The sequence below is a fragment of the Citreimonas salinaria genome, assembly GCF_900107235.1.
Classification (GTDB): domain Bacteria; phylum Pseudomonadota; class Alphaproteobacteria; order Rhodobacterales; family Rhodobacteraceae; genus Citreimonas; species Citreimonas salinaria.
Map to the genome: position 1 here is coordinate 66,429 of NZ_FNPF01000018.1, position 25,196 is coordinate 91,624.

Consider the following 25,196-nt stretch of genomic DNA (forward strand, 5'->3'; position numbering starts at 1 on the left):
GCCGCAATCCGCGGCACGCATCAAGCGCCGGCCGGGGTGCGCCGGGCGATCAGGCCAGCGAGGCCGCAAGCAGAACGAAGCCGAACCACACAATCAAGGCCCCCGCCAGAAGCTGAAGCGAAGAGGCCGCAAGCGCGACGGAGCCCCGCGTTCCCGTCGAGGCGACGGCGATTCGCCGGGCGGCTACGCTGGACACCGCGACGAGGCTGGTCAGCATCGCCGTTCCCAATCCCATCGTAACAACGGCCGCGGCTCCGGCGACCCGGATCTCCATCTGCCACGCGATCACCAGCAGGAAAATTGCGCCTGTGCACGGACGGACCGCGATGCCAAGAACCAGCGCCGCCGCCTCGCGCAGGCCGGTCGCCTGCCGGGCCTCGTCCACCGAGGGTCCGTGCGCGTGGCCGCAATCGTGATGCGCGTGCCCCGCCGCGGCCGTCCGCGCAGGCGAGAAACCGCGCGCCAGCGCCCGTGCTCCGCGCAGCGCCAGAACCGCGCCGATGGCCGAGATCGCGAGGTAGCTGGCCGGCGCCAGCCAATCCTCGGCCAGCGCCGTCAGTTGCCGCGCCGAAACCTCGAGGGCGAAGAAACCGCCATAGACCAGCACAATTGCCCAGAGCGCCTGCGCCAGGCTGGCCGCCAGAGCGAGGACCACCAGGCGCAGCGCCGGAACCGCCGTGCCAAGGCCGACACCCCCGACCAAGTACTTACCGTGCCCGGGCCCCACTGCGTGGACGAACCCGTAGGCCGCGGATGCGCCAAGCAGCGTAGCCAACGCCTCGGGCGCGCCGGTGCGCAGGGCTCGCAGCGCCCCGGCGATCACGTTCTGGAACGCGCGCTGCTGCTCCACGGCCCACTGCCCGACCTCGGAGGTGTCCACGGCAAGGCTCAGCCCGGCAGCGCCAAGCGCGACTGTCAGCGCGATCAGGACTAGTCGCATGTCACCGCGATCCGGTCCGCGAACAGCGCGCCGACGTTCTTCATCTCCGGCGTTTCTTCACGCCCGAGCTTGGCCAACGCGGAGCGCAGCGCATCGGTCTGGCCGTCGGGGTCGAAGGGGATGACGGTGGCGGCGCATTGCGCCGGGGCATCGAGAAGCTGGGGCTCATCGGCCACGGTGAAGGCGAAGAAGTAGGTGGATTCGTAGAATGCGACCTCCGCGTCCTGACCGTCCAGCGAAACCGGCGCCGGCAGCTTCCGGATGAACGTCATCTCGAGCCGGCCATCCACCATCCGCGCGTCCAACTCGGTCGGCCACTCGAGCTCGATGGCCTCTCCCTCGATGGACAGATGTGCCGAGCCGTCGAAATCTTCCGGCCAGTCGCTGAGCAGCCGGATCAAGGTCTGCCGGTCTGCCTCGTCCAGATCGCCTTCGGTGTTCAGGGCAAGCCCGAAGGAGGACAGCGTGTAGAGCGTCTCGAATTCGTCGTAGCGCCAGGTGACCCGCAGCGCGTCCAGCGCCGTTCCGTCCCGGAACACGAAATCCACGCCGCCGTCTATGAAGACGTGCGGGTGCGCCCGGGCCGGGGCAGGGGTGAAGGCCAGAACGGCCGCCGCCAGAAGCGCGAGTGCCGCCGCGCGGCCCGTCTGCGCCGCAAGCCGCGACGACACGCGCCGCCGTGTCGGGATCGTGGGAAACTGAAAAGCAGCCATTCCGTCGGGTCCTTGCAGGTGCGGGCGGCGGCGCCGGTTGTCATAGGTCGACGAGGCGGCCGCGCTCCGCGCCGGCTTTCTACACCGGCGCGCGGTCGCCGCGCCAGAGGGGCCGGCGGAAGGCCGCGCACAAGGTGGTGAGGCTTGGCCATGACCGACTGGCCGGCAGGTGCGAGCCGCGTCAGATTTCCTCGCGGACCTGCGCATAGGTCAGCGCCGCGAAGATGCCGGTCCCGCCCAGAACGTTGCCCGCGAAGGCGGGAAGAATGCCGCCGAACACAGCCGCGACGATTCCAAGTTCGCCCCTCGCGACGAGGATGAACAGCTCGGTCGAGCCCGCGACGACGTGGGACATCCCGCCGAGGCCGATCACGTAGGTCACGATCACGATCATCAGCACCTCGCCGGCGCTCTCCATGCGCGGCAGGATCCAGACCAGCGCGGCGATGAGGAAACCCGCCGGAATGCCCCAGGCGAAATGCTGGAACGGCGTCGCCTCGGCGTAATGGCGCGAGACGTCGAGGATGCCGGCAAAGCGGGCACCGGGCAGAATATTGCCATGGACGAGCACCAGCGCGCCGGCGGCGCAGCCCACGAGGTTGGCGGCGAACACGAGGCCCCACAGCCGCGCGGTCTGGGTGAAGTTGGCGCGCGTGGGCGCGAGGAACAGCGGCAGGATCGGCGTGATCGTGTTTTCGGTGAACAGCTGCATCCGGCCGAGGATCACGATCAGGAAGCCCACCGTGTAGCCAAGGTTCGAGATGCCCGCCGCCCAGTCCGCATGCGGCAGGATCGAGGCGAGAAAGCCCTTGCAGAGCACCGAGGTGCTGATCGCGAGCCCGGCCGCGACGCCCGACCACCATAGCGCGCTGGCCGGACGGGACAGTTCGTGGTCGCCCGCGCGGCGGACCGCTTCGAAGATGACCGAGGTCGGGACGCTTTCATAGGCGTCCACCTGCTTTTCCTCGTCCTGGTCGAGATCGGCTTTTTCGGACATGTCGGATCCTGATTGCCCGGCCCGTAAGCGGCGGGGGGCCTTGCGGCCGCTGTTGCGGGGCTGCGCCCGTGAATGCGCGCTCAGGCGCCGGAAATGCCTTCGGTCTCGATCTTCAGCGTCTTGCCGCAATGCTTGCAATGGACTGCGTCTGGATCGTGCCGGTTCAGGCCACACCGGGGACACTTATATCTTACCTTGGAGGGCTGGAAAACAGCCCGTGCCAGCTGCAGGAAAAGCGCCACGCCAACCACCATGATGAACACCGACAGCAGCTTGCCGCCTGCGGTCGTCATCGTGATGTCGCCGAAGCCGGTCGTCGTCAGCGTGGCGACGGTGAAGTAGATCGCGTCGACGTAGCCCGCAACGCCGCTCTGCTCGTCGAAACCCACGACGAAGACCAGCGACGAGGTGACGAAGATGAAGACGAACAGGTTGACCGCGGCCAGGATCGCATCTTCGTGGCGGCGGAAGAACGGACTTTCGCGTCGGAGGTCGCGCAGAAGGTGGTAGGCGTGGATCAGCCGCAGGCCGCGCAGCACGCGCAGGAATCCCAAGTTGACCGAAAACAGCGGCGCAAGCAGCAGCGAGGCTACGACGACCAGGTCGGCCAGTGTGTAGATCTGCAGGCATTCGCGGCGCGGGTTGTCCGAAATCCAGAACCGCGCGCATAGGTCCAGCAGTATCAACACGCCGAAAAGCGTGTTCAGAGCGATGGTGGCCGATGTGGCGGGGATCGCCGCGGTAACGATGAAGTAGATGATGGTCAGCGAGTCGAAGGCGATCAGCCCGTACCGGAAATTTCGGGCGCGCGGGCTCTGACCTGTATAGAGTAGCCTTACGCTGCGCTTGAAGTCACTCATGCAGGACGCTCGCTTGCGGGGGCGGCCGACGCGCCGCTGAACACGAAAGGGTGTCGGCTTCGGGGAAGGCTCTTTGCCTGGTGACGCACCGGGGCGGGCAGCGCAGCCCGCCCCGGTGCCGGCGTTCAGCGCGGCTCGCTCATCAGGCCGCGGACGATGGCGTAGCACGCGCCCAGCAAGACGATCGTGAACGGCAGGCCGGTCGAGACCGCCATCGCCTGCAGTGCCGCCAAGCCGCCGCCCAGCAGCAGGGCGATGGCGACAAGCCCCTCGAACGAGGCCCAGAACACCCGCTGCGGCGTCGGCGCGTTGACCTTGCCGCCGGCCGCGATGGTGTCGATCACGAGGCTGCCGGAATCCGACGAGGTCACGAAGAACACCACCACAAGAATGATGCCCACGAACGAGGTAATCCCGGTCAGCGGCAGCTGCGTGAGCATCTCGAACAGCTTCAGCTCCAGCGCCGCGTCCTGCACCTGGGTAAAGCCCTCGTTCACCACCTGGCTGATGGCGGTGCCGCCCAGTGCGGTCATCCACAGCACCGACAGGACGGTGGGCACGATCAGAACCGCGATCAGGAACTCGCGCACTGTCCGGCCGCGGCTGACGCGGGCGATGAACATGCCCACGAAGGGCGACCAGCTGATCCACCAGGCCCAGTAGAACGCCGTCCAACCCGAGGCGAAGTTGGCGTCCTCGCGCCCGAACGGCATCGACAGCGCGGGCAGGTATTCGCCGTAGGCCAGCAGGTTCGTGAAGAAACCGCCGAGGATGGCCAGCGTCGGTCCGAAGGCGATGACGAAGACCAGCAGGATCGCCGCCAGCACGATGTTGATCTCGGACAGGCGCTTGACCCCGGCATCGAGGCCAGCAACCACCGAGACCAGCGCGATCGCGGTGATGACGATGATCAGGGTGATCAGCGCCAGGTTGGTCGTCGGCAGCCCGAACAGGAAGTTCAGACCCGCCCCGGCCTGCTGCGCACCGATCCCCAGCGACGTCGCCAGGCCGAAGATGGTCGAGAAGATCGCCAGAATGTCGATGATGTGGCCCGGCCAGCCCCAGACGCGGTCGCCGAAGAGCGGGTAGAAGCACGAGCGCAGCGTCAGTGGCAAACCCTTGTTGTAGGCGAACAGCGACAGCGCCAGCGCGACGACGGCGTAGATCGCCCAGGGGTGGAGGCCCCAGTGGAAGATCGTGGCCGCCATGCCGAGCCGGACCGCTTCCTGCGTGTTGCCCTCGGCGCCGCCCAGCGGGGCCCAGTCGGTGCGCATGCCGTCCTCGCCCACGGTGACACCGCCCATCGCGGTGCTGAAATGGCTCATCGGTTCGGACACGCCGTAGAACATCAGGCCGATGCCCATGCCCGCGGCGAACAGCATCGCGAACCATCCCATGTACCCGTAGTCCGGCGACGCCTCGGGACCACCAAGACGCACCTTGCCCAGCGGGGATACGATCAGGAACAGGCACAACAGCACGAAGATGTTGCCGGACAGAAGGAAGAACCAGTTCAGGTTATAGGTCAGCCAGTCGCGCAGACCGACGAACGCCGGCTCGAGCGCGCTTTGGTAAGCCATCGTGAGGAAAGTGAAGGCCACGATCCCAACCGCCGAGACGGTGAAGACGACCTGGTGGATGTCGAGTTCGACTTCCCACGACTTGGCGTAATTGTCCTGCCCGATCTCGTAGTCGGTCTCGATGATCTCGGTATCGCCTTCGGGAACGGGGATTGCGGCGGCACCCTCCGGCTCTGTCTGGGGGGTCTCTTTTTCCTGTGACAATTCATGTCTCCCACAACTGCGCGCCTCTGCGCATCCGAACGAATTATCATGCATCGGGCGCGGTTCCCGCAACGGGTGCGCCGTCTCTACGGAACGATCCTGCGGCGGACCGACATGCGTCGGCGCCTGACGCGCCGCGTCGCGCAGAGTCACATGAGCTATGCGGCGGCAGATACTTGATCGCGGTCCGGAAGTCACGCGCACTCCAGGAAGGGCGGGCGCGCGCGGCGGAACAAGCGCAGTCCAGCCTCAGATGAGACCCCAGTCGCCGCGCGCCCAGGCCACGCCCGCGACCACCGCGTTGGCCACCGCGTGCGCGGTTATCGCGTCGGCCAGGCGGCGCTGCCGCATATACACGAACGCGAAGACCAGTCCCGCCGCCGCGGCGACGGCCCAGCGATCATGCAACGCCGCAAAAGGCGCGACCGATGCCGCGACCGCCAGGACGCGGCGAAACAGGCGGCCGTCATCGATGCGTTCCTGGACGTAGCCGCGAAAGAACATCTCCTCGACCACGGGGACCAGCGCGACCGTCGCGGCCATCCGGATCACGATCCACAGCGCGAGCGCGACCGGGCCCAGCGCTCCGGCCCAGGGATCGGCCGCGGGCGGCGGGGCGGTCACCACCCAGCATAGCCCGACCGCCAGTCCGGCTGCGAGGGCCACGGCGTCGAGCCGCCACTCGATCCGGACCAACGCCGCGCGCGCGACCCACAGCGCGCCGACCAGAGCGGCGGCGATGACCGGGTAACCCGCCGCGGGGTCGATGAACGTGGCATTGACGGCGACGCTGGCGATCATGAAGACCGCGAAGGGCAGGATGCGCTCGGCCGCGTCGGGAGGGCCGATGGCGGCAGAGCGCGGCGCGGCATCTCTTTGCAGCCAGCGCAGGTTGTGCGCGATCGAAAGCACGATCAGCACCAGTGCCGTGAAGGACAGCCAGCCCGCAAAGCTGTGGAAGCCGTTCAGCGCAAGGTCAGGCGAGCCGGCGGCGCCGATCAGGATCAACGCCGCGATGCGCAAGACGTTGAATGCCCAGCTCGTCGCAAGCGCCAGGGGGAATACCACGCTCCAGAACCGGGCCTGGCGCAGGGTGTCGCGGAACAGCACCGCGTAGAGCGCGAGGAACGCGGCGGTCAGTGCAAGGCCCTCGATCCCCGAGCACTGGCTGGCTACGGCGACGAGGAAGCCGCGAGCGCCGATGATCGCCTCTTCGGGCCTCACCGTCAGGTCGTCGGTTGCGAATGACAGCGTCCAGGCGACGGCCGCGAAGGTGCTTTCGGCGAGCGGGCTCCATTCCCAAAGGCGCGCGGCGCGGTCGGCCAGCGGCGGCAGCAGGACGGCGATGCCGATCAAAACCGGCAGCACCCAGCCTTGCGCGCGTAGCCAGCGCCACAGCGGCGCGGGCGGGGCCAGCCAGAAAAGCGCGCCGAACACGGCCAGTGTCGCGCCGGCCGCCACTACCGGAAGCAGCGCCGCGAACCTTTCCGCGAAGGCCGGGGCAGGCAGGATTGCCAAGGGCAGGAAAAGGCAGACCACTCCCAGGACGTGCAGCCCCGACCAGATCGCCGCCTCCGCCCGCGGCCTGGCGATACGGATCAGGTTGACGCGGGCGGAGGCTCTCGCCGTCAGGTAGAGGACCACTCCCGCCGCCAGGCACAGCGCCTGGACAAGGCTCAGCCGCAGGGCGCGGCATGCGCCGTAAAGCGCCACCTGCCGGCAATCGAAGTCGAGCAGGACTTGGGAGGCGATTACGATCGCGGCTGCCTCAAGCGCCAGAATCGCGCATACCACCGTCAGGCGCGCTACGCCGGTGGCGCCTTGATTCGTCGTGAGATCAGTGTTCATGCGCGATTCGGACCGGATATTGCCTTGGGCTGTGTAAACTGCGTGACACCATACATGCCACGCCCTCCCCGGACGTTTCGCACTCCTTCCGAAAATAGCGAAAATTTTGTCCAACTGCTGCCAAATTTTGAGGGAATCGTATAAAAACTCCGCAGGGGGGGTGGTGGATTTTGTTTTGCGTAAAGAGGAGTGGACGATGACCAGATATTTCCTGGGCTTTACAACAATGATCTCCGTTTATGCCATGTCGGCTGGCAGCGCTTTGGCGCAGGGCCGGCACGGCAATGGCGGCGGCTATGGATGGTGGTGGGGCCGGGGTGGCGGCCATGGCAGCGGCAACGGCGGTAGCGAAGTGGCCTCGGTTCCCGAAATCGACGCCGCCTCGGGCGTGCTTGCGCTGGCGGCCGTCGCAGCGCTTGTCGCACTGTTCTACGAATTGCGGCGGCGCCGCGCTGCCCGCCCCATTGACTGAAGGACCGCCGCACTGACCGTCGGACCTCGCCCGAGCTGCGCCTGATCGCCGGCGCGCGGTCTTGGGGCCGGCGGCCATCCCGCTCGCCGTTCGGCAGGTTTGGGAGAAGGGTTCCGGGCAACGCGGCTGAAACCAGGTGGGTGTGCCGCCGGCACCGATCAGCGGAATTCGATCCAGATCGTCCAGGCGCGCGTGCGCCCTGTGGCAGTTACCGGAATGGTGGTACCGCCCGAATTACCTGAGCAGCCGCGCCGTACAGAGCGCCGGCACCGGTACTCTCGGCGATGCCTGCGGACGCACGGCCGCGCGAGGTCGCGTTGCCGCGCGCCGTTGAAAATGCCACTCCGCGTTGACTCAATCCAGCCCTCGTTCAGTCACCACGAGCACGCGGCCGGCCCCGGCTGCGCGCAGCGCGCCTGCGATGCGCACCAAGTCCGAGGCGTCGAGATCGCGGTCGGGAACGATCCGCAGAGTCGGGCCGTACTCGCCCGAAGTCGCCTCAGCTTCGGCCAGCGCCAGGTAGTCGGCGGGCGCCGCCACGGGGGCGCCGCGATAGCTCAGCCTACCGTCGGCGTGAATCACCAGCACGTCGGGCGGCGCCCGGCCTTCCAGATCGCGCGTTGCGACCAGTTTCAGCTCGCCGTCAAGCGGCGGCGCGAGCGTGCCCGCCACCATGAAGAAGACCAGCATCAGGAACACGATGTTGATCAGCGCGATCGTCGGTTCACGCGTTGTGCGTGTCGGCCTTGCCTTCATGAGCTTGCCATTACGGTCGGCGTGAGGTTGTCGATCGTGCGAAGGGCTACGAGCAGATCGGTCAGCCGCTGCGCCGTCACGCCGGTGCGCAGCGCGACGAGCAGCACTCGCGGAGCGTCCGCTGTCTCGGCGGCAAGGGCGACGGGCAGCGTGTCCAGCGCAACGGTTTCGCCGTTCAACCGGATCTCGTCGGAGCCCAGTTGGAGAAACAGCGGCGGGCGGTCCGCCGCGTCGCCTGTGCCGCGCGCCGCGGCGGCGATTTCAACTTCGGAGAACTTCGAGAAGGTCGAGGTCAGCATGAAGAACAGCAACAGCAGGAAGATGACGTCGATCAGCGACGTCATAGACAGCCGCCGCCGCGCCCGCGCCCTACGCACGGGCCGGAGCGACGCCGGGTTCACGGGCCGCGCCCGCGCCCTGCGGCATCAGGATGGTATGAATGGCGCGGGCCGCGGTGACGCGCTCGACGTCCATGCGGGCCTCGAACCAGCTGAGCGCGATCGCGGTCGGCATCGCGACGACGAGACCCACCGCCGTGGTCAGCAGCGCCACCCAGATCCCGCCGGCAAGGATAGAGGGGTCGACCTGAGCCCCGGCGTCCTGCAGCGCCTGAAAGGCCTCGATCATGCCGAGAACGGTGCCGAACAGGCCCAGCAGCGGCGCCAGCTGCGCGACCGTGTCGAGAAAACGCAGCCCCCGCTCGAGCCGCGCGAAGCGCGTCTCGGCCTCGGCCTCGAGGCGTGTCGCGGCGCCGGGTCCCGCGCTCAGCGCCATGTCGACAACCGGGGCAAGGTAGCTCGTCGACCGCGCGAGCGCGGCGCGGGCCCCGGTCCTGTCGCCGCAGTCCCATGCGGCGACAGCGTCGGACAGCGCTTTGTGCCGGCCGACGCCGGCGCTTTTGAACTGCCACAGCTTGTAAAGTACGACCGCCAGCGTCACCACCGACACGGCGATCAGCAGCAGGACGACAGGACCGCCGAGATCGGCGATCCGCTGGAATGCGTCGGACAGGTTCATCATCCGACCACGTCGATACTGGTTCGGCTTTCAAGCCGCAGGTCGGCCTCGCAGGCGCCGGGGGCAAGCGCCTCGACCTCGCAGGTATCGGCGCCGTTGAACAGCACGCGGCCAAGCCCGTCGCAGGGCGTGGCCGGGATCACGAATTGCCGCACGCGCGTCCGGCCTGCGGGCAGCGCGCCGAAATCGAACAGGGTCAGCCGGTCGACCTGGCCCCCGGCGTTGAAAAGAACGGTCTCGAAAACCGCCTTCGCGATGTCGCTGTCGTGGCCGTTGATGACGACGAAGGACATCTTGCAGGCCTCGCCCTCGGTTTCCGCCGCGTTCAGCTCGATCGAAAGGCGGGCGCCCAGTTCCTCCTGAGCGAGCGCGGGTGCGGCGAGTGCGTTACAGGCCGCCGCTGCAATGGCGAGAGTTCTGAAGGTGGTCATGTCCGGTTCCCGTTCGGTGCTTGTCACGAAGTCGACGATGCGTGGCTGACGGGAATTGGCTGGCGCATGTGTCTCAACGCCGACTCGAAGCAGGTTTTCCGACGAAGGGCAATAGCTGATAAGATTCGTCGGAATTCCTCGGCCGATGCGATGAGGATCCGCCGGGGCGCGAAGCCACCGGCAGGCGCGGGCCTGCAGCGTCGCCAGCCGATGCGCCCGAGCAGCATTCTCGTGCCGGCAACGCACTGGAGCTATCGCGACACCGTGGCCGACGCGCCGCTTTGCAGGCCGGGTCGCGCAAGCCACGGCCCGATGCGCCAGACGAGAATCGCGAAGGCGCAGGTCCAGAGGAGGGCGGAGAGGCTCACGCCGTCGACATTCGTCGGGGCAAAACCCGGACCGACCACCCGCGCCGCCGCCGCTCCGACGATCAGCAGGAAGGACACCATAAGCGGCGCGCCCGCGACGAGCGCGCGACCGGTATGGCCCATCGTCGCCCGCATCATCACCGCCACGGTCATCCCGCCGACGGACCCGATCCCGAAGATGTGCGCGGCACCCGCCGGACCCGCGACGCCAAAGGGCGCAGCGGCGATCGCGGCGAAGCCCAGCGGCACGGTCAGGTAAGCGATGTGCAGCATCAGAAGCAGCGGGGATTGCCACGTCGCCCAGCCGCACCAGCGCAAGACGCGCACCAGATGTAGGATTGCCGCCAAGGCCGCGAACCCCGCCGTGGCGGGGTGATCCGGCAGGACGACCCACAGGATCAGCGCCAGGGCTCCGGACAGCAGGCACAGGCCGTCGAGCCGGTCGAACGTCGCCGGCAGGCGCGTCGCGCCGCGCTTGACCAGCCAGTTGCGCGTGAAGGCGGGCAGGATGCGGCCGCCGATCAGCAGGATCAGGAAGACCAGCAGCGCGATGCCCAGCCTGCGGGACAGGTCGGCGCTGCCCTGCGTCAGCGCCTCGGCGTGGAACAGGGCGTTGGCCAGCCACAGCAACGAGACCGGGATCAAAACCATGAGGTTGCGCCAGTTCCGTCCGGCCGCGATCTCGTGCGCGATCATCACCGCCACGGCCAGCATGAAGGCTTGGTCGACGAACGCCACGGCGAGCGGCCCGAGGCCGGTCAAGCCGGCGACTGCAAGGCGCCCTGCCATCCAGATCGACAGCAGCACGATCAGCGGCCAGCCGCGCGTCGGCCGCCGGCCCGTCCAGTTGGGCACCGCCGTGAACAGGAAGCCCGCCACGACGGCCGCGCCGTAGCCGAAGACCATCTCGTGGACGTGCCAGTCGACCGGCGTGAAGTGGCCGGCCAGCGCCACGTCCCCGCGCCAGATCAGCCACCAGAGCGGGACTAGGACCAGCGCGCTTAGAAAGGCAGCCAGGAAGAACGGCCGGAAGCCGTAGGAAAACAGCGCCGGACCCTGATAGGTGTCGCCCTGGCTCATCGGAACTCTCCTGCTCGATCGTCGTCCTGCGTCCGTCGCCCCGGACGGCCGTTCCCGGCGGCCGGGGGCATCGTCGCGGCTGTTTCGTCCGCTGCAGAATTGCCGTAGAAGCCGGTCCGAACGTTGCTCCGAAACAAACTCCGGTTCCGAACCTTGGCCATGCTCGACGAAAGCCTTCTGCGCGGCCTGCCGCCCTTCTCGCGGCTGGACAGGGCGCAGATCCGCGAGATCCTCGACCTCGCGGTGTCGCGCCGCCACGAGGAGGGCACGGCGATCTTCCGCGAGGGGGACGATGCGGACCGGTTCTTCCTGCTGCTCGACGGCTACCTGCGGGTGATCCGCACGACGCCGGGCGGGGACCAGATCATCGTGCTGCACATCTCGCCGGGTCAGCTGTTCGGGATCGCGCCCGCCTTGCAGCGCGACACCTACCCCGCCACATCCGTGGCCGCGGCCGAATCCATCGCCCTGTCCTGGCCCGTGCGCCTGTGGTCGGACTTCACGACGCGCTACGACGGCTTCGCCACGGAAAGCTACAAGACCCTGGGCCAGCGGCTGGGCCAGATCCAGGAGACGCTGACCGAGCTGGCGACCCAGGCGGTCGAGAAGCGGGTCGCCGCCGCGCTGCTGCGCATGGTCAACCAGAGCGGGCGCAAGACGGATGCGGGGATCGAGATCGCGTTCCCGGTGACGCGGCAGAACATCTCGGACATGACGGGGACGACGCTGCACACGGTCAGCCGCCTGCTGTCGGCGTGGCAGAAGGACGGCATCGTCGAGTCCACGCGCAAGCACATCGTGGTCACCGACCCGCACGCGCTGGTCGTCCTGAGCGGGCCGGGGGCGTAGGCGCCCCCTGTAGTGCCGACCGCTGACAGCGGCCGCCGCCGCCGAACGGCGCACGACCCCTTGTCCGCAGACAGCACGCGCCTTTCGCCGCGTTCTTTGCGTTTGCACAACCTCGCGCCGCGACACCCTCGGTAGACAGCCCGTAGCCGCAACAAGAGCCGGAACCGGGACATGTCGGAATTTCTCACCAAATCGCGGGCCAGGAACGTGTTCTACGGAGGATCGCTGTTCTTCGTCGTCGTGTTTGTGGCCCTGACCGCGGACAGCCACCGCCAGATCGTCAAGACCGCCACCGCCGGAATGCCCCTGAGCGACGAGGTTCGCCTGGGCAAGCACGTGTGGGAAGAGCATTCCTGCATCAACTGCCACACGCTGCACGGCGAGGGTGCCTATTTCGCGCCCGAGGTCGGCAACGTGATGACCCGCTGGGGCGTGCTCGACGAGCCGCAGACGGCCTACGAGATGCTGGATGGCTGGATGAAGGCGCAGCCCTCGGGGATCGAGGGCCGCCGCCAGATGCCGCATTTCGAGATCAGCGACGAGGAGATGCGCGCGCTGTCCGAGTTCCTGCGGTTCGCCGACAAGACCGACACGCAGAACTGGCCGCCCAACGAGGCCGGCTGACCTCATCGACAGGACATTCGCGCGATCGCAACCGCCCCGGGCGGAGCGGATCGCGACAGGAGACAAAGCAATGAAATACCAATCGCAAAAGGTCGCCTACGCCTACTTCGTCGCCGCCATGGGCCTGTTCGGGATTCAGGTGCTGGGCGGGTTGCTGCTGGGCTGGATCTACGTGTCGCCGAACACGCTGTCGGAGGTTCTGCCCTTCAACATCGTGCGCATGATCCACACCAACGCGCTGATCGTGTGGCTGCTGCTGGGCTTCTTCGGCGCCGCCTACTACCTGGTGCCCGAAGAGAGCGAGCGCGAGATCTACTCGGTCAGGCTGGCCTACATCCAGCTGGCCATCCTGGTGATCGGCACGCTGGGCGCGGTCGCGTCCTACCTCGTGGGCATCCACGGCGGGCGCGAGTTCCTCGAGCAGCCGCTCTGGGTCAAGTTCGGCATCCTCGTGGCGGCGGTGATCTTCCTCGTGAACATCTCGCTGACCTTCCTCGCGGGCCGCAAGACCGCGATCACCAACATCCTTCTGACGGGCCTGTGGCTGCTGTGCCTGCTGTGGATCTTCGCCTTCATCAACCCCGACAACCTGTCGCTGGACAAGCTCTACTGGTGGATGGTCGTGCACCTCTGGGTCGAGGCGACGTGGGAACTGGTGATGGCCGCGATCCTGGGCTTCCTGATGCTGAAGCTGACGGGCGTCGACCGCGAGGTGATCGAGAAATGGCTCTACGTCATCGTCGCCACGGCGCTGTTCTCGGGCATCCTGGGGACCGGGCACCACTTCTACTGGATCGGCGCGCCGGGCTACTGGCAGTGGATCGGCTCGGTCTTCTCGACCTTCGAGGTGATCCCGTTCTTCGCCATGATGTCCTTCGCCTTCGTGATGGTCTGGAAGGGGCGCAAGAACCACCCCAACAAGGCCGCGCTGCTGTGGTCGCTGGGGGCCTCGACGGTGGCGTTCTTCGGCGCGGGCGTGTGGGGCTTCCTGCACACGCTGCACGGGGTGAACTTCTACACCCACGGCACGCAGATCACCGCCGCGCACGGGCACCTGGCCTTCTACGGCGCCTATGTCGCGCTGAACCTGGCGATGTTCACCTATGCCATGCCGATCCTGCGGGGCCGCGATCCCTACAACCAGGTGCTCAACCAGGTGTCGTTCTGGCTGATGACGGGCGGGATGGCGTTCATGACGTTCACGCTGACCTTCGCGGGCACGATCCAGACGCACATGCAGCGGATCGTGGGCGACTACTACATGGAAGTGCAGGACCAGCTGGGCATGTTCTACATGATGCGCTTCGGGTCCGGCGTGGCGGTCGTCCTGGGCGCGCTGCTGTTCATCTACTCGATGCTCGTGGTGCGCCGCGAAGCCACCCAACCCGGCCCGATGGCCGCCATCCCCGGAGAGTGAGCCATGCGTGACCTGGAAACCCCCAGCGTGCCGTTCTACCAGCCCGTCGCCGATGAATGCGCGGTGTTCGAGACGGCCCATGACAACGGTCTGCCCCTTCTTCTGAAGGGGCCGACCGGCTGCGGCAAGACGCGGTTCGTGGAACACATGGCCGCGCGCATGGGCCTGCCGCTGCACACGGTCGCCTGCCACGACGACCTGTCGGCGGCCGACCTGATCGGGCGCTACCTGCTGAAGGGGGGCGAGACGGTCTGGGTCGACGGCCCGCTGACCCGGGCGGTGCGCGAGGGCGGCATCTGTTACCTCGACGAGGTGGTCGAGGCGCGCAAGGACGTGACCGTGGTGCTGCACCCGCTGACCGACGACCGCCGTCGGCTGGTGATCGACCGCACGGGCGAGGAGCTGGTCGCACCCCCCAGCTTCATGCTGGTGGCCAGCTACAACCCCGGCTACCAGAACATCCTGAAGAAGCTGAAGCCCTCGACCCGGCAGCGCTTCGTCTCGATCGGGTTCGACTTTCCTTCGCCCAAGGTCGAGCTTCCCGTCGTCGTCCGCGAAAGCGGCCTGGACGAGGCGCGGGCGGCCGGGCTGGTGCGCCTTGCGGGCAAGATCCGCGCGCTGTCGGGGATGGACCTCGAAGAGGGCGTGTCGACGCGGCTGCTGATCTACGCGGCCACGATGATCGCCCGCGGCATGGCGGTGGACCGCGCCATCGAGGCCGCGATCGTCGAGCCGCTTTCCGACGAGCCCGACACGCAGCAGGCGCTGCGCGACCTGGCCGCCGTGATCTACGGGTGATCGCTATGCTGCACGTCATGGACCTGATGGAGCCGGAGGAGACGGTCGGCAACCTCTGGCACGACATGGCCAGCCGCTGGGGCGCGGCGAACCCCGACGCGTCGCGCGCGGTCCCCTTCGAGGCGATGCGCCCGTCGATGGCCGCGTTGTTCCGGGCCCTGGGCGGCGCGGCGGGGGTCGAGATCGCGATCGCGCCGCTGACCGGCTCGGACCACCGGCCCGATCGCCTGCGCCGGATCGGCACGCCGCGCGAACGGGCCCACGTGGCCGACTTCGACGGCGACCGCCTGCGCCTGCCGCCGGTGATCGACGTCTTCCCGACGCGCGAGCTGAACCGCGCCTGCTACATGTGGCTGGCGGCGCTGGCGGCCTTCGTGGACCTGCCGGAGCCGCAGGCTGATGCGCTGGCGGCCGACCGGGCCGAGATCGCCGCGCTGGCGCGCGCCTCGGACAGGGCCTTTGCCGAATGCCCGGGCCTGCGCGCATCCTACGACCGGCTGTGCGCGCACATCGCCGCGACCCGCCGGCGCGGCGGGTTGCCGCGCTGCGAGGCGGGGGTCGAACGCCTGATCCTCGACCAGATCTGCGGCCATGCCCCGAGCGACGCCTGCCTGGACTGCCCCGCGCCGCGCGGCTACCGGACCTACGCGCCGCTGCCGATCTGGCTGCGGCTGCGGGCCTGCGCGACGGGTGGCAAGGCCGCGCCGGAGGACGCGGAAAGCCGCGCCCCCGCGATGGCCGTGCCCACGCGCAAGGAGGCACGGCGCGAGGACCGCGACCAGGCCAACCGCAACGACAGCTTCATCGTGCACCGGTTCGAGTCGATCATGTCCTGGGCCGAAAGCCTGAACATCAACCGCATGGTCGACGACGACGACCAGGACAACGCCGCCAAGGCCGCCGAGGACCAGGATCACCTGACGCTGTCGGAGAACCTGAAACGCGCGGCGACGCGCCTGCGCGTGTCGCTCGACCTGTCGCCCGAGGACGCCGAGCACGAGCGGCTGGCCGGGAGGTTCACCTATCCCGAATGGAACCGCCGCACCGGCGAGTACATGCCCGACCACACCCGCGTGCTCGAGGCCGAGGCCGCGCCATGCGCGGAATATGCCGCCGATCCCCGCCTCGTGGCGCGGGTGAAGCGGCAGTTCGCGCCGCTGCATCCGCGTCGCGTCGTCCTGCCCCGGCAGGTCGACGGCGACGACCTGGACCTCGACGCGGTGGTGACCTCGCGCACCGACATCGCCTGCGGGCACGAAGGCTCGGACCGGGTCTGGCAGGCGGGTCGCCCGATGGCGCGCGACCTGTCGGTCGCGATCCTGATGGACTGCTCGCGCTCGACCGAGGCCGCGCTCGGGGAAAGCTCGGTCATCGAGGTGGCGCGCGAGGGTCTGTCGGCGCTGGCCGCCGGCATCGACACGGCGGGCGACCGGCTGGGCATCTGGGGCTTCTCCTCGCTGCGCCGGGACCGGGTGTTCCTGCACCGGGCCAAGACCTTCGAGGAACCGATGTCGCCGGCCGTCACCGCGCGGATCGGCGGTCTGAAGCCCGGGCACTACACCCGGCTCGGGGCCGCCATTCGGCACGTCTCGGCCAGGCTGGCCGAGGAGGGGGCCACGCGCCGCCTGGTGCTGGTGCTGACCGACGGAAAGCCCAACGACCTCGACCACTACGAAGGCCAGCACGGGATCGAGGACAGCCGCATGGCCGTCCGCGAGGCCCGCGCGCTGGGGCAGGCGGTGCACGGCGTGATCGTCGACGCGGACGGGCAGGACTGGTTCGCGAGCATCTTCGGGCGTGCCGGGTTCACCCTGCTGCCGCATCCCGAACGCCTGCCGCGCGCCCTACCCGAAATCTACCAGACCCTCACGATGGAGAACTGACATGAAACGCCTCTTGATCCTTGCCCTGTTCCTGCCCTTGCCCGCCTTCGCCGCGGGGTTCGACCGGCCCATCCCGCAGCCGCAGACCCAGGCGGCCGAGTTCTGGTTCCTGATCGGCTCGATCGGGCTGATTGTCGCGCTGGCCGCGGTCCAGGTCCTGGTCAGCCGGCGATGACACCGCCGCTGAAATTGCTGGTCGCGCTCTACCCGTTCGGGGCGGGCGCGATCGGCGTCAACCTGTTCTTCGCCTCGCTCATCGGGACGTGGCTGGGCTGGCCTGCGCTGACGCCGTGGCACTCGGTCCTGGGGGGCATGGTGCTGGGCCTGCCCGCGACATGGGCCTTTGCCCGGCATATCGTGCGCCTGATGAAACAGGCCGAGGAACCATGACGGGCTGGACCGAATATGCCCTCGCGCTGACGCTGTTCGTCGCCAGCCACTTCGTGCCCCGGCTGTGGGGCCTGCGCGAGCGGCTGATCGGCGCGGCGGGCCGGCGCGCGTACTTCGCGCTCTACGGCCTGCTGTCGCTGGCACTGCTGGTCTGGGTGATCGCCGCGGCCGGGCGCGCGCCGTATGTCGAGCTGTGGCCGCAAGCGCCGTGGACGCGGTGGGCGCCCGTGCTGGCCATGCCCGTGGCGGTCGTGCTGGTCACCTGCGGCGCCGGCATCCGGCAGCCCTTCACCCTGGGCGGGCGCAAGACCGCGCTCGACCCCGAGGCGCCGGGATTCGCCGCCGTAACGCGCCACCCGCTGTTCCTGGCATTGGCGCTGTGGGCGGGGGCGCATCTGCTTCCGAACGGCGATCTGGCGCACGTGATTCTCTTCGGCAGCTTCACGCTCATGGCCGTGGCGGCGATCCCGGCCTTCGATGCGCGGGCGCGACGGATGCTCGGGCCGCAGGCCGAGGAGTTCTTTGCCGCGACCGCGATCCTGTCGCCCAAGCCGCTGGCCGACCGCCGCTGGCTGCGCGCCAATGCCCGCGAGCTAATCCTGCGCGCCGGGCTGGGACTCGCGGTTTGGCTGGGCCTGATGCATCTGCACGAACCGGTGATCGGCGCGTCGCCGTTTCCCGTCTGAATTATTGATCCTGCGCAAGGTCGGGGCGGCGGGAAAGGCGCATAGGACGGACATGAAACAGATCGAACGCCTCCGATCCCTCGGCCTTTTCGACGCCAGGGTGCCCCGCTACACCTCGTATCCCACCGCGCCGGTATTCTCGCCCGAGGTGGGCGAGCCGCAACAGGACGCCGCGCTTCGGGCGCTGGACCCGCATACGCCCGTGTCGGTCTACCTGCACATTCCCTTCTGCGAACGGCTCTGCTGGTTCTGCGCCTGCCGCACGCAGGGGACGAAGACCCTAAGCCCCGTCGAAAGCTATCTCGGTACGCTCGAGCAGGAGCTTGCGCTGCTGGCGCGAACCTTGCCGGCGGGCCTGCGGATGGGGCGGATGCACTGGGGTGGCGGCACGCCGACGATCCTGCCGCCCGGGCTGATCCACCGGCTGGCGCAGGCGGTCAAGGCGGTGATCCCGCCGACCGACAACTGGGAGTTCTCGGTCGAGATCGACCCGACGATGGTGGACCGGGCGAAGATCGACGCGCTGGCCGAGGAGGGGATGAAACGCGCCAGCATCGGCATCCAAGACTTCGACCCGAAGGTGCAGGAGGCGATCGGGCGCATCCAGCCGTTCGACGTGACGCGCGATTGCGTGCGGGACCTGCGCGCGGCGGGGATAAGGTCGCTGAACGCCGATCTGGTCTACGGCCTGCCGCACCAGGACGTGGCGCGGCTGGACGACACGGTGTCGTGCGTGCTGGACCTCGACCCCGACCGGATCGCGCTGTTCGGCTACGCCCACGTGCCGTGGGTGTCCAAGCGCCAGCGCCTGATCGACGAATCCGCGCTGCCGCGGGAAGTGGCGCGCTACGAGCTGGCCGAGCGCGCGGCGGCCCGCTTCCGCGACGCGGGCCTGACCCCGATTGGCATCGACCACTTCGCCCGGCCGGACGACGGCTTGGCCGTCGCCGCGCGGAGCGGGCGCCTGCGGCGCAATTTCCAGGGCTACGTGGACGATACCTGTCCGACGCTGATCGGCCTCGGCGCGTCGTCGATCTCGCGCCTGCCCACCGGGTTCATCCAGAACGCCGCCGCCACGCCGGCCTATGTCGAGCGGATCGAGGCGGGGAAACTGGCAGGCGCTCGCGGCCACGTCATGACCGAGGAGGACCTGCTGCGCGGCCGCGCGATCGAGATGCTGATGTGCAATTTCCGGCTGGACCTCGACGCGCTGCGCGCCGGCTTCGGCGCGGGCGCCGACCGGCTGAGGGCCCAGATGGCGCTGGCCGCCGAGCGGTTCGGCGACCTGGTCGAGGTCTCGGACGACGGGCTGACGATCCTGCCCGAAGGGCGCGCGCTGACCCGGCTCGTGGCGCATGTCTTCGACGGCTACTCTCCGGACGGCGCCCGCTACAGCCAGGCATCCTGACCGCCCCACGCCCCGGCAGCCTGTCCGCCGGGGCTCCAGTTGACCAGACGCCCCGGCCGGTCCGGGGCGTTTGGTCGACGGCGGGCGTGATGCTCTCCTTGATCTGATACGGCGCACGCCGCATGAGGGCGACGGGCCGCGTGGGCCAAGCCGTGGCGGGGAAACTTCGACTGCGCGCGAAAGCCCTGCGCGCGCGTGCGTCATGCCTCGGGCCCACTTGCCGCTCGGCCGCCCAAGCCGGTTCCTCATCGCGGCGAGAAACGCGTTCCTATGACAATGCCGGCAGCTGCGGAGGATCGACGCTACGGCCCTTGTCCTGGACCGACCTGCCGCACGAGCGGAGGCGCCCAAACGAAAGCCGGCCACCCGAAGGCGGCCGGCCGATTTGTACTGCGACGGATCCTAGCGCGCGTCTGCCGTCTTCACCGGGGCCTCGATCGCCCCGAAGATCGCGGGCTGCTCGGCGCCCTTGACCTGCAGGATGCCCGCCAGTCCCCGTTCGACCCGGCTGAGCGCGTGGTCGACCAGGATGTAGTTGCCCGGCACGTCCAGCTCGATGTCCACGGCCGTGGCACCACCCGGTGCCACCGTCACGGTCTGCACGTCGTTGACCACCTCGCTGTTGAGGCTGCCCAGCGAATAGACGTTGTCGAAGATCTCGCCAATCACGTGGAAGGACGACGTCTTGTTCGGGCCGCCCACGCCGAAGTAGATGCGGATCGTCTCGCCCACCTCGGCCTGAAGGGTCTTGTCCTTCAGCCCGTAGGCCGAGCCGTTGAAGACGTAGTATTCCGGCGTCTCGTTCAGCAGCTTGTCGTAGTCGGTGGCGTGCTCTCCTTGCGTGCCGAACGCCTGTTCGGTGTATATCTCGCCCTGCATCACGTAGAACTCGCGGTCGACCGGCGGCAGACCGCCCTCGGGCTCGACCAGGATCATGCCGTACATCCCGGCGGCGATGTGGTCCGCCACCATCGGGGTCGCGCAGTGATAGACGTAAAGACCGGGCTTCAGCGCCTTGAAGGTGAACGAACTGCTGTCGCCGGGCATGGTCATCGTCGCCTCGCCGCCGCCGCCCGGTCCGGTCACGGCGTGCAGGTCGATGTTGTGCGGGAACCAGCTGTCCTCGTCGTTGCTCAGGTTGACCTCGACGGTGTCGCCGACGCGGACGCGGATCAGCGGGCCGGGGACCTTCTCGTTGTAGGTCCAGTAGCGATAGGTCGCGCCGTCGGCCAGCTTGCCGGTGACCTCGACGGTGTCGAGGTTTACCACCACGTGCTCGGGGCCGCGGGCGCCCAAGGGGCCGGGAAGGTCGCCCGGCGCGCGAACGATGTCTGCGATCGGCTCTGCCGAGAGTTTTGCGTCGGCGGCCGTCTCGGCCTGCACGGTTCCCACGAATGCTGCCAGCACCAGTGCGCTTGCTGTCATCAGAAGGCGTTGAGCTTTCATCGCCTTTTCCTTTCCTCGCTTGCGGAGATCGGTGTGGTCTCTCGCTGATCCGCTTCTGGCACGACCGACCCGGTTCTTCTTTGCTGCGCGTCAACTAACGCATCGATTTGGCGGTCTATCCGGTCACTGCAATCGAAGGAGAGAGCGATGGACCGGCGACGTATCGACATGCAGATCCTGGCGAGGAACGAGCTTTTCGCGAAGGCGGAGCCGGAGGTGGTCGCCGCCGCCTATGACATGGCCACCGAACAGTCTCTTGCCGCGGGCGGAATCCTGTTCGAGCAGGGCGCGCCCGCCAGAAGGCTGTTCGCGGTGTTCGGCGGCCGGGTTCGGCTGACGCAGTGCACCGAGGACGGCCAGCAGGTCCTGATCCGCTACGTTGGCGCGGGCGAACTGGCCGGTTTTCCCGTGCTGGCGGATACGCCGCATTACCCGGTCTCTGCGACGGCGGTGGACGCCGTGCGCGCGATCCACTGGGACGGCCCGGCGATCCGCGGGCAGATCCACGCGAACCCGGTGCTTGCCGGCAACGCCATGGCGGTGCTCGGGCGGCGCTACGAACAGTTGCAGACCCGCCTGCGGGAGCTTGCGACCGAGAATGTCGAGCACCGGCTCGCCCGCACGCTGGTCCTTCTGGTCGAGGAGGCCGGCGAACGCGTGCCCGAGGGGCTGAAGGTCGGCTTCCCGATCTCCCAACAGGAATTGGCCGAAATGGCCGGTACGTGCCTGCACACGGTAAGCCGCACCCTGACCGGTTGGGAGGCGCAGGGGCTGGTCGGGTGCGGCCGCCGTCGCGTACTGATCCGCGACATCGACGGATTGCGGGCGGTCGCGGACAGCTAAGGTCAGCGCAGTAGCGCAAGATGCGCCAGCCCACGTGCGGCCAAGTCCTGCGCCAGGGCGAGGACGTCCTCGCGCCCCGACCAGTCGGCGGCGAAGAGATAGACCTCGATGGCGATCTCGATGCGCTGGATGGCTAGCGCGCGCAGCGACGCGGCATCCGCGGGAAGCGATTCCGCGTCGACCGGCGGCTCTTCCGTCGCGCCGAACTCGCTGGCGGTGTCACGCTCGTCTCGTGCGACCCGCTCCAGCACCTGCGCAAGAGGGTCGCCGGCATCGGCAAGCGTCGCGGCGATCCGCGCGTGCAGCCGCGCAAGCGTCGCCTCGCGCCGCGCGGCCTCGGCCTTCAGTTCAGCCAGAGATACGGTGCGCAGCACCTCGAGCGACGGGTCGCGGCTTTGATGATACACGCCGCGCCGCTCGACCCGAAGCAGCCTGACATGGTCGATCGCGGCCAGCGCAAGACGTTCGGCCTCTTCCTTCACGGCGGGATCGTGGGCATGAGCGCTGATGCAGGCCCAGAAGGCGAAGGCCCGTTCCTCGTTCCGGACGGCCAGCGCGAAGGCGCGGTAGGGTGTGACTAGGCGCAGGTCGCGCAGACCCTCGTCCTGGAACACCTCGGGCAGGATCGCCGCCGGGGCGGTCGCGTCGCCCGGGGCATTTTCACGCTGCAGGTTTTCAACGCGCTCGAATGCGGCGCGCGCGCCGTCGTTGCCGAATTCCGCCATGCGCGACGCAAGACTGTCGTAGAGGCGGATCGCCTGGATCGACAAGCCGCGGGCCAGCGCGCGAAGGTCCGCGGCCGTTTCGGCGGCAATCTTGGGTTCGGCACGTAACCGGCTCATTTTCCCACTCCTTTGCGCAACCTGCCCCGTTCGCTCGGGTCAGGATGACCTACAGTAACCCTCCAACGAAGTGGCGCGACATTGCGGTAGATCAAAGAGCGGCCCGCAAGACCACAATACGTGGTGCCCAGGTCCGGTGCCTCACGCTCCGGTCAGAGCGGAAGGTGACCAATGAACGGTTTGCGACACGAGGTTGCCCACGCATCGGCATTGCGCCTGGTCATGGCACTCGTGCTGGCCGTTCTGGCTTTCATCGTGGTGCCGCCTCCCGCATCCGCGGCCGACCGCCTTCCCGAGTTCCTGGCCGAGATCGATCCCGGCACGCTGGTGCCCGGCGCCGATCGCTTCGGCGACGTCGCGGGCAGCCCGCCGGTCGTGCCGGCGCTTGCCGGCGACGAGGTGCTGGGCTTCGTCTTCCTGAATTCGGACTTCGCGGATGCGACAGGGTACTCGGGCAAGCCGATCCACATCGCGGCCGGCATCGACCTGTCGGGGCGTATCACCGGCCTGCAAATGCTGGAGCACCAGGAGCCGATCGTCCTGATCGGTATTCCGGAAGAGCGGGTCGTGGATGCCATCGCCTCGCTGGTCGGCACCGACGTCGCGGCCGTCGCCGAGGGGCGGCAGCCGCTTCCGCAGGTGGATATCGTCAGCGGCGCCACGGTCACCGTCCTCGTGATGGGCGACAGCGTGCTGCGCGCTGCCATCGCCGTGGTGCGGCAGGGTCGCTTGGCCGAGGTGCAGGCAGATGATGCGGCCGCGCCGGCACAAGCGGCCGAACGCACGATAGACATGGAGCAGAGCGAGGTCCGCGACTGGCAGACGCTGGTGGGCGACGGCTCGGTCCGGCGGCTGTCGCTGAGCGTGGGCGACGTGAACGAGGCGTTCGAGCGCAGCGGCAACGAGGAAGCCATCGCGCGGCCCGAGCGCGGCGAGCCTGACGAGCCTTTCATCAACCTCTATACCGCGCTGGCGACGATCCCGACGGTGGGCCGCTCGCTGCTGGGCGAGGCCGCGTATCAGCAGATGACCAGCCAGCTGGAGCCGGGCGAACACGCCATCGTCGTGATGGGCGAGGGGCGCTATTCCTTCAAGGGGTCGGGCTACGTGCGGGGCGGCATCTTCGACCGGATCGAGCTGATCCAGGACGTGAACACCCTGCGCTTCCGCGACCGGGACCAAACGCGGCTGGGTGACGTCGAGGCCGAGGGCGCGCCGAATTTCGACGAGGTGAGCCTGTTCCGCATCCCCGCGGGCTACGGCTTCGAGCCGGCCGAGCCGTGGTCTCTGCAGCTGCTGGTGCAGCGCGCGACCGGGCCGCTCGACAAGGCGTTCACCACCTTCGGCCTGACCTATACGCCGCCCGAGCAGTATATCGAGACCGCCCTTCCGCCCGCGCCGCAGGTGCCGGCCGAACCCGTGGCCGCCGGCCCGCTGCAGGGCGAGGCCGAGGCGCTGACCGGCGAACTGGCCGAGCCGCTTTGGGTGAAGATGTGGCGCGCCAACACCGTGAAGATCGGCATAGCCGGCGCCGCGATCGGCTTGCTGACGGTGATCTTCTTCTTTCAGGACGCGCTTGTGAAACGCTACCGGCTGTTCGTCTGGGTGCGGCGCGGGTTTCTGGCCTTCACGCTGGTCTGGATCGGCTGGATCGCGAACGCACAGCTGTCGGTGGTCAACGTCCTGACCTTCGCCAATTCGCTGATCAGCGGGTTCAGCTGGACCTATTTCCTGTCGGCGCCGCTGATCTTCATCTTCTGGGTCTCGGTCGCCGCGGGCATCCTGTTCTGGGGCCGCGGCCCGTTCTGCGGATGGCTGTGCCCCTTCGGCGCGCTGCAGGAGCTTCTGAACAATGCCGCGCGCGCGCTGAAGGTGCCGCAGATCAACGTGCCTTGGGGCCTGAATGAGCGGCTCTGGCCGATCAAGTACATGATCTTCCTCGGGCTCTTCGGCCTGTCGCTCTACTCCGTCGCGATGGCCGAAGTCGCCTCCGAGGTCGAGCCGTTCAAGACCGCGATCACGCTCAAGTTCATGCGCGCATGGCCGTTCGTGCTGTTCGCCGTGGCGCTGCTGGTCGTGGGGCTGTTCATCGAGCGGTTCTTCTGCCGCTACCTGTGCCCACTGGGCGCGGCGCTGGCGATCCCGGCGCGGCTGGCGATGTTTTTCCCTTGGCTCAAGCGGCACAAGGAATGCGGCTCTCCGTGCCAGCGCTGCGCCAAGGAATGCCCGGTTCAGTGCATCCACCCGGATGGGACCATCAACCCGAACGAGTGCATCTGGTGCATGCATTGTCAGGACCTTTTCTGGGACGAGCACCGCTGCCCGTCGATGATCCAGAAACGCCTGCGCCGTGAAAAGGTCGCGTCGGCGCCCGGCGCGTCCCCGAAACTGAAGCCCGACGCCGCCCGCGCCCGCGCGGTCGCGGGGCACCCGAATTCCACATCAGGTTAAACAAGGAGACCTATCATGGATAAAGAAGAGTTCCGCCGCGTGGCGCTGAGCCGCCGGCAGATGCTGGGCAGTTCCGCCGCCATCGCGGGCGTTGCAGGGGCAGCCGGCCTTGGTGCCTTCGGCGCCTCGGCCACCGGTGCCCGCGCCCAAGGCAGCGGCAACGGCCACGCCGCGATCGAACCCGGCGAGCTCGACGAGTACTACGTCTTCGTCTCGGGCGGCCAGTCGGGCGAGGTCCGCATCCAGGGCCTGCCCTCGATGCGCGAGCTGATGCGCATCCCCGTGTTCAACCG

At 68.3% G+C, this 25,196-nt stretch carries 25 protein-coding genes and 1 pseudogene; 13 read left to right on the forward strand and 13 right to left on the reverse strand.

The annotated features are described in order from the left end of the window. Positions 1-49: 49 nt before the first annotated feature. The 6 genes from BLW27_RS17460 to xrtE form a co-directional block, all read right to left on the reverse strand. Positions 50-940 (reverse strand): nickel/cobalt transporter, encoded by an 891-nt coding sequence (locus tag BLW27_RS17460; RefSeq protein ID WP_089885310.1) that lies wholly within the window; start codon positions 938-940, stop codon positions 50-52. Continuing rightward, complete coding sequence (locus BLW27_RS17465) at positions 931-1,653, reverse strand: DUF1007 family protein (protein ID WP_177177969.1); 723 nt, start codon at positions 1,651-1,653, stop codon at positions 931-933. The genes BLW27_RS17460 and BLW27_RS17465 overlap by 10 nt, the downstream gene beginning before the upstream one ends. A gap of 181 nt (positions 1,654-1,834) precedes the next feature. After that, complete coding sequence (locus BLW27_RS17470) at positions 1,835-2,650, reverse strand: formate/nitrite transporter family protein (RefSeq protein WP_089885313.1); 816 nt, start codon at positions 2,648-2,650, stop codon at positions 1,835-1,837. Between the two features lie 80 nt (positions 2,651-2,730). Beyond that, positions 2,731-3,510, reverse strand: a complete 780-nt coding sequence (locus tag BLW27_RS17475) for an ion channel (protein WP_089885315.1) — start codon at positions 3,508-3,510, stop codon at positions 2,731-2,733. Positions 3,511-3,635: 125 nt separating this feature from the next. Then, a complete protein-coding gene (locus BLW27_RS17480; RefSeq protein ID WP_089885317.1) occupies positions 3,636-5,348 on the reverse strand; it encodes a BCCT family transporter in 1,713 nt (570 codons plus the stop codon). Between the two features lie 195 nt (positions 5,349-5,543). Beyond that, positions 5,544-7,142 (reverse strand): exosortase E/protease, VPEID-CTERM system, encoded by a 1,599-nt coding sequence (xrtE, locus tag BLW27_RS17485; RefSeq protein WP_089885319.1) that lies wholly within the window; start codon positions 7,140-7,142, stop codon positions 5,544-5,546. A gap of 196 nt (positions 7,143-7,338) precedes the next feature. On the opposite strand from xrtE, the gene BLW27_RS17490 reads away from it, so the two are divergent. Beyond that, entirely contained in the window at positions 7,339-7,614 is a 276-nt protein-coding gene (locus tag BLW27_RS17490; RefSeq protein WP_089885320.1) for a VPEID-CTERM sorting domain-containing protein, read from the forward strand. A gap of 354 nt (positions 7,615-7,968) precedes the next feature. Here the strand turns inward: BLW27_RS17490 and BLW27_RS17495 are convergent, their stop codons facing one another. The 5 genes from BLW27_RS17495 to BLW27_RS17515 all read right to left on the reverse strand — a co-directional run bounded on the left by BLW27_RS17495 (position 7,969) and on the right by BLW27_RS17515 (position 11,266). Beyond that, entirely contained in the window at positions 7,969-8,370 is a 402-nt protein-coding gene (locus BLW27_RS17495; protein ID WP_089885322.1) for an ExbD/TolR family protein, read from the reverse strand. Continuing rightward, positions 8,367-8,771: a biopolymer transporter ExbD gene (locus tag BLW27_RS17500; RefSeq protein ID WP_342708084.1), complete on the reverse strand. Its 405-nt coding sequence runs from the start codon at positions 8,769-8,771 to the stop codon at positions 8,367-8,369. Before BLW27_RS17500 ends, BLW27_RS17495 begins: the two co-directional genes overlap by 4 nt. Then, complete coding sequence (locus BLW27_RS17505; protein ID WP_089885363.1) at positions 8,740-9,387, reverse strand: MotA/TolQ/ExbB proton channel family protein; 648 nt, start codon at positions 9,385-9,387, stop codon at positions 8,740-8,742. Before BLW27_RS17505 ends, BLW27_RS17500 begins: the two co-directional genes overlap by 32 nt. Then, the gene (locus BLW27_RS17510; RefSeq protein ID WP_089885324.1) at positions 9,387-9,818 is read right to left on the reverse strand and encodes a hypothetical protein; all 432 of its coding nucleotides are present in this window, start codon (positions 9,816-9,818) and stop codon (positions 9,387-9,389) included. Before BLW27_RS17510 ends, BLW27_RS17505 begins: the two co-directional genes overlap by 1 nt. Positions 9,819-10,069: 251 nt before the next feature. Then, positions 10,070-11,266: an NnrS family protein gene (locus BLW27_RS17515; protein WP_089885326.1), complete on the reverse strand. Its 1,197-nt coding sequence runs from the start codon at positions 11,264-11,266 to the stop codon at positions 10,070-10,072. 153 nt (positions 11,267-11,419) lie between these two features. Between BLW27_RS17515 and BLW27_RS17520 the strand changes: the two genes are divergently transcribed. The 9 genes from BLW27_RS17520 (at position 11,420) to hemN (ending at position 19,321) form a co-directional block, all read left to right on the forward strand. After that, positions 11,420-12,115: a Crp/Fnr family transcriptional regulator gene (locus BLW27_RS17520; RefSeq protein WP_089885328.1), complete on the forward strand. Its 696-nt coding sequence runs from the start codon at positions 11,420-11,422 to the stop codon at positions 12,113-12,115. A 171-nt stretch (positions 12,116-12,286) separates the two neighbouring features. Beyond that, positions 12,287-12,739, forward strand: a complete 453-nt coding sequence (locus tag BLW27_RS17525; protein WP_089885329.1) for a c-type cytochrome — start codon at positions 12,287-12,289, stop codon at positions 12,737-12,739. A gap of 70 nt (positions 12,740-12,809) precedes the next feature. Beyond that, the gene (locus BLW27_RS17530) at positions 12,810-14,156 is read left to right on the forward strand and encodes a cbb3-type cytochrome c oxidase subunit I (RefSeq protein ID WP_089885331.1); all 1,347 of its coding nucleotides are present in this window, start codon (positions 12,810-12,812) and stop codon (positions 14,154-14,156) included. A gap of 3 nt (positions 14,157-14,159) precedes the next feature. Further along, on the forward strand, positions 14,160-14,954 hold the full coding sequence (locus tag BLW27_RS17535) for a CbbQ/NirQ/NorQ/GpvN family protein (protein ID WP_089885332.1): 795 nt from the start codon (positions 14,160-14,162) through the stop codon (positions 14,952-14,954). A gap of 5 nt (positions 14,955-14,959) precedes the next feature. Continuing rightward, entirely contained in the window at positions 14,960-16,837 is a 1,878-nt protein-coding gene (locus BLW27_RS17540; protein WP_089885334.1) for a nitric oxide reductase activation protein NorD, read from the forward strand. A gap of 1 nt (position 16,838) precedes the next feature. Further along, complete coding sequence (locus tag BLW27_RS21310) at positions 16,839-17,012, forward strand: hypothetical protein (RefSeq protein ID WP_177177970.1); 174 nt, start codon at positions 16,839-16,841, stop codon at positions 17,010-17,012. Then, a complete protein-coding gene (locus tag BLW27_RS17545) occupies positions 17,009-17,227 on the forward strand; it encodes an NnrT protein (protein ID WP_089885336.1) in 219 nt (72 codons plus the stop codon). The genes BLW27_RS21310 and BLW27_RS17545 overlap by 4 nt, the downstream gene beginning before the upstream one ends. Beyond that, positions 17,224-17,913, forward strand: a complete 690-nt coding sequence (locus BLW27_RS17550; RefSeq protein ID WP_089885339.1) for an NnrU family protein — start codon at positions 17,224-17,226, stop codon at positions 17,911-17,913. Before BLW27_RS17545 ends, BLW27_RS17550 begins: the two co-directional genes overlap by 4 nt. Positions 17,914-17,965: 52 nt before the next feature. Continuing rightward, the gene (gene hemN, locus BLW27_RS17555; protein WP_089885341.1) at positions 17,966-19,321 is read left to right on the forward strand and encodes an oxygen-independent coproporphyrinogen III oxidase; all 1,356 of its coding nucleotides are present in this window, start codon (positions 17,966-17,968) and stop codon (positions 19,319-19,321) included. Between the two features lie 402 nt (positions 19,322-19,723). Here hemN and nirK read toward each other — a convergent pair whose 3' ends face one another. Then, positions 19,724-20,767, reverse strand: a complete 1,044-nt coding sequence (nirK, locus tag BLW27_RS17560; RefSeq protein ID WP_089885343.1) for a copper-containing nitrite reductase — start codon at positions 20,765-20,767, stop codon at positions 19,724-19,726. A gap of 147 nt (positions 20,768-20,914) precedes the next feature. Here nirK and BLW27_RS17565 point away from each other — a divergent pair, with 147 nt between their 5' ends. Continuing rightward, positions 20,915-21,610, forward strand: a complete 696-nt coding sequence (locus tag BLW27_RS17565) for a Crp/Fnr family transcriptional regulator (RefSeq protein ID WP_089885345.1) — start codon at positions 20,915-20,917, stop codon at positions 21,608-21,610. A 2-nt stretch (positions 21,611-21,612) separates the two neighbouring features. Here the strand turns inward: BLW27_RS17565 and BLW27_RS17570 are convergent, their stop codons facing one another. Beyond that, complete coding sequence (locus BLW27_RS17570; RefSeq protein WP_089885347.1) at positions 21,613-22,452, reverse strand: hypothetical protein; 840 nt, start codon at positions 22,450-22,452, stop codon at positions 21,613-21,615. 171 nt (positions 22,453-22,623) lie between these two features. On the opposite strand from BLW27_RS17570, the gene BLW27_RS17575 reads away from it, so the two are divergent. Together BLW27_RS17575 and BLW27_RS17580 are read left to right on the forward strand one after the other, a co-directional pair. Continuing rightward, on the forward strand, positions 22,624-24,903 hold the full coding sequence (locus BLW27_RS17575) for a NosR/NirI family protein (RefSeq protein WP_245710927.1): 2,280 nt from the start codon (positions 22,624-22,626) through the stop codon (positions 24,901-24,903). Positions 24,904-24,918: 15 nt separating this feature from the next. Then, positions 24,919-25,196, forward strand: a pseudogene (locus BLW27_RS17580) (TAT-dependent nitrous-oxide reductase); the annotation flags it as partial.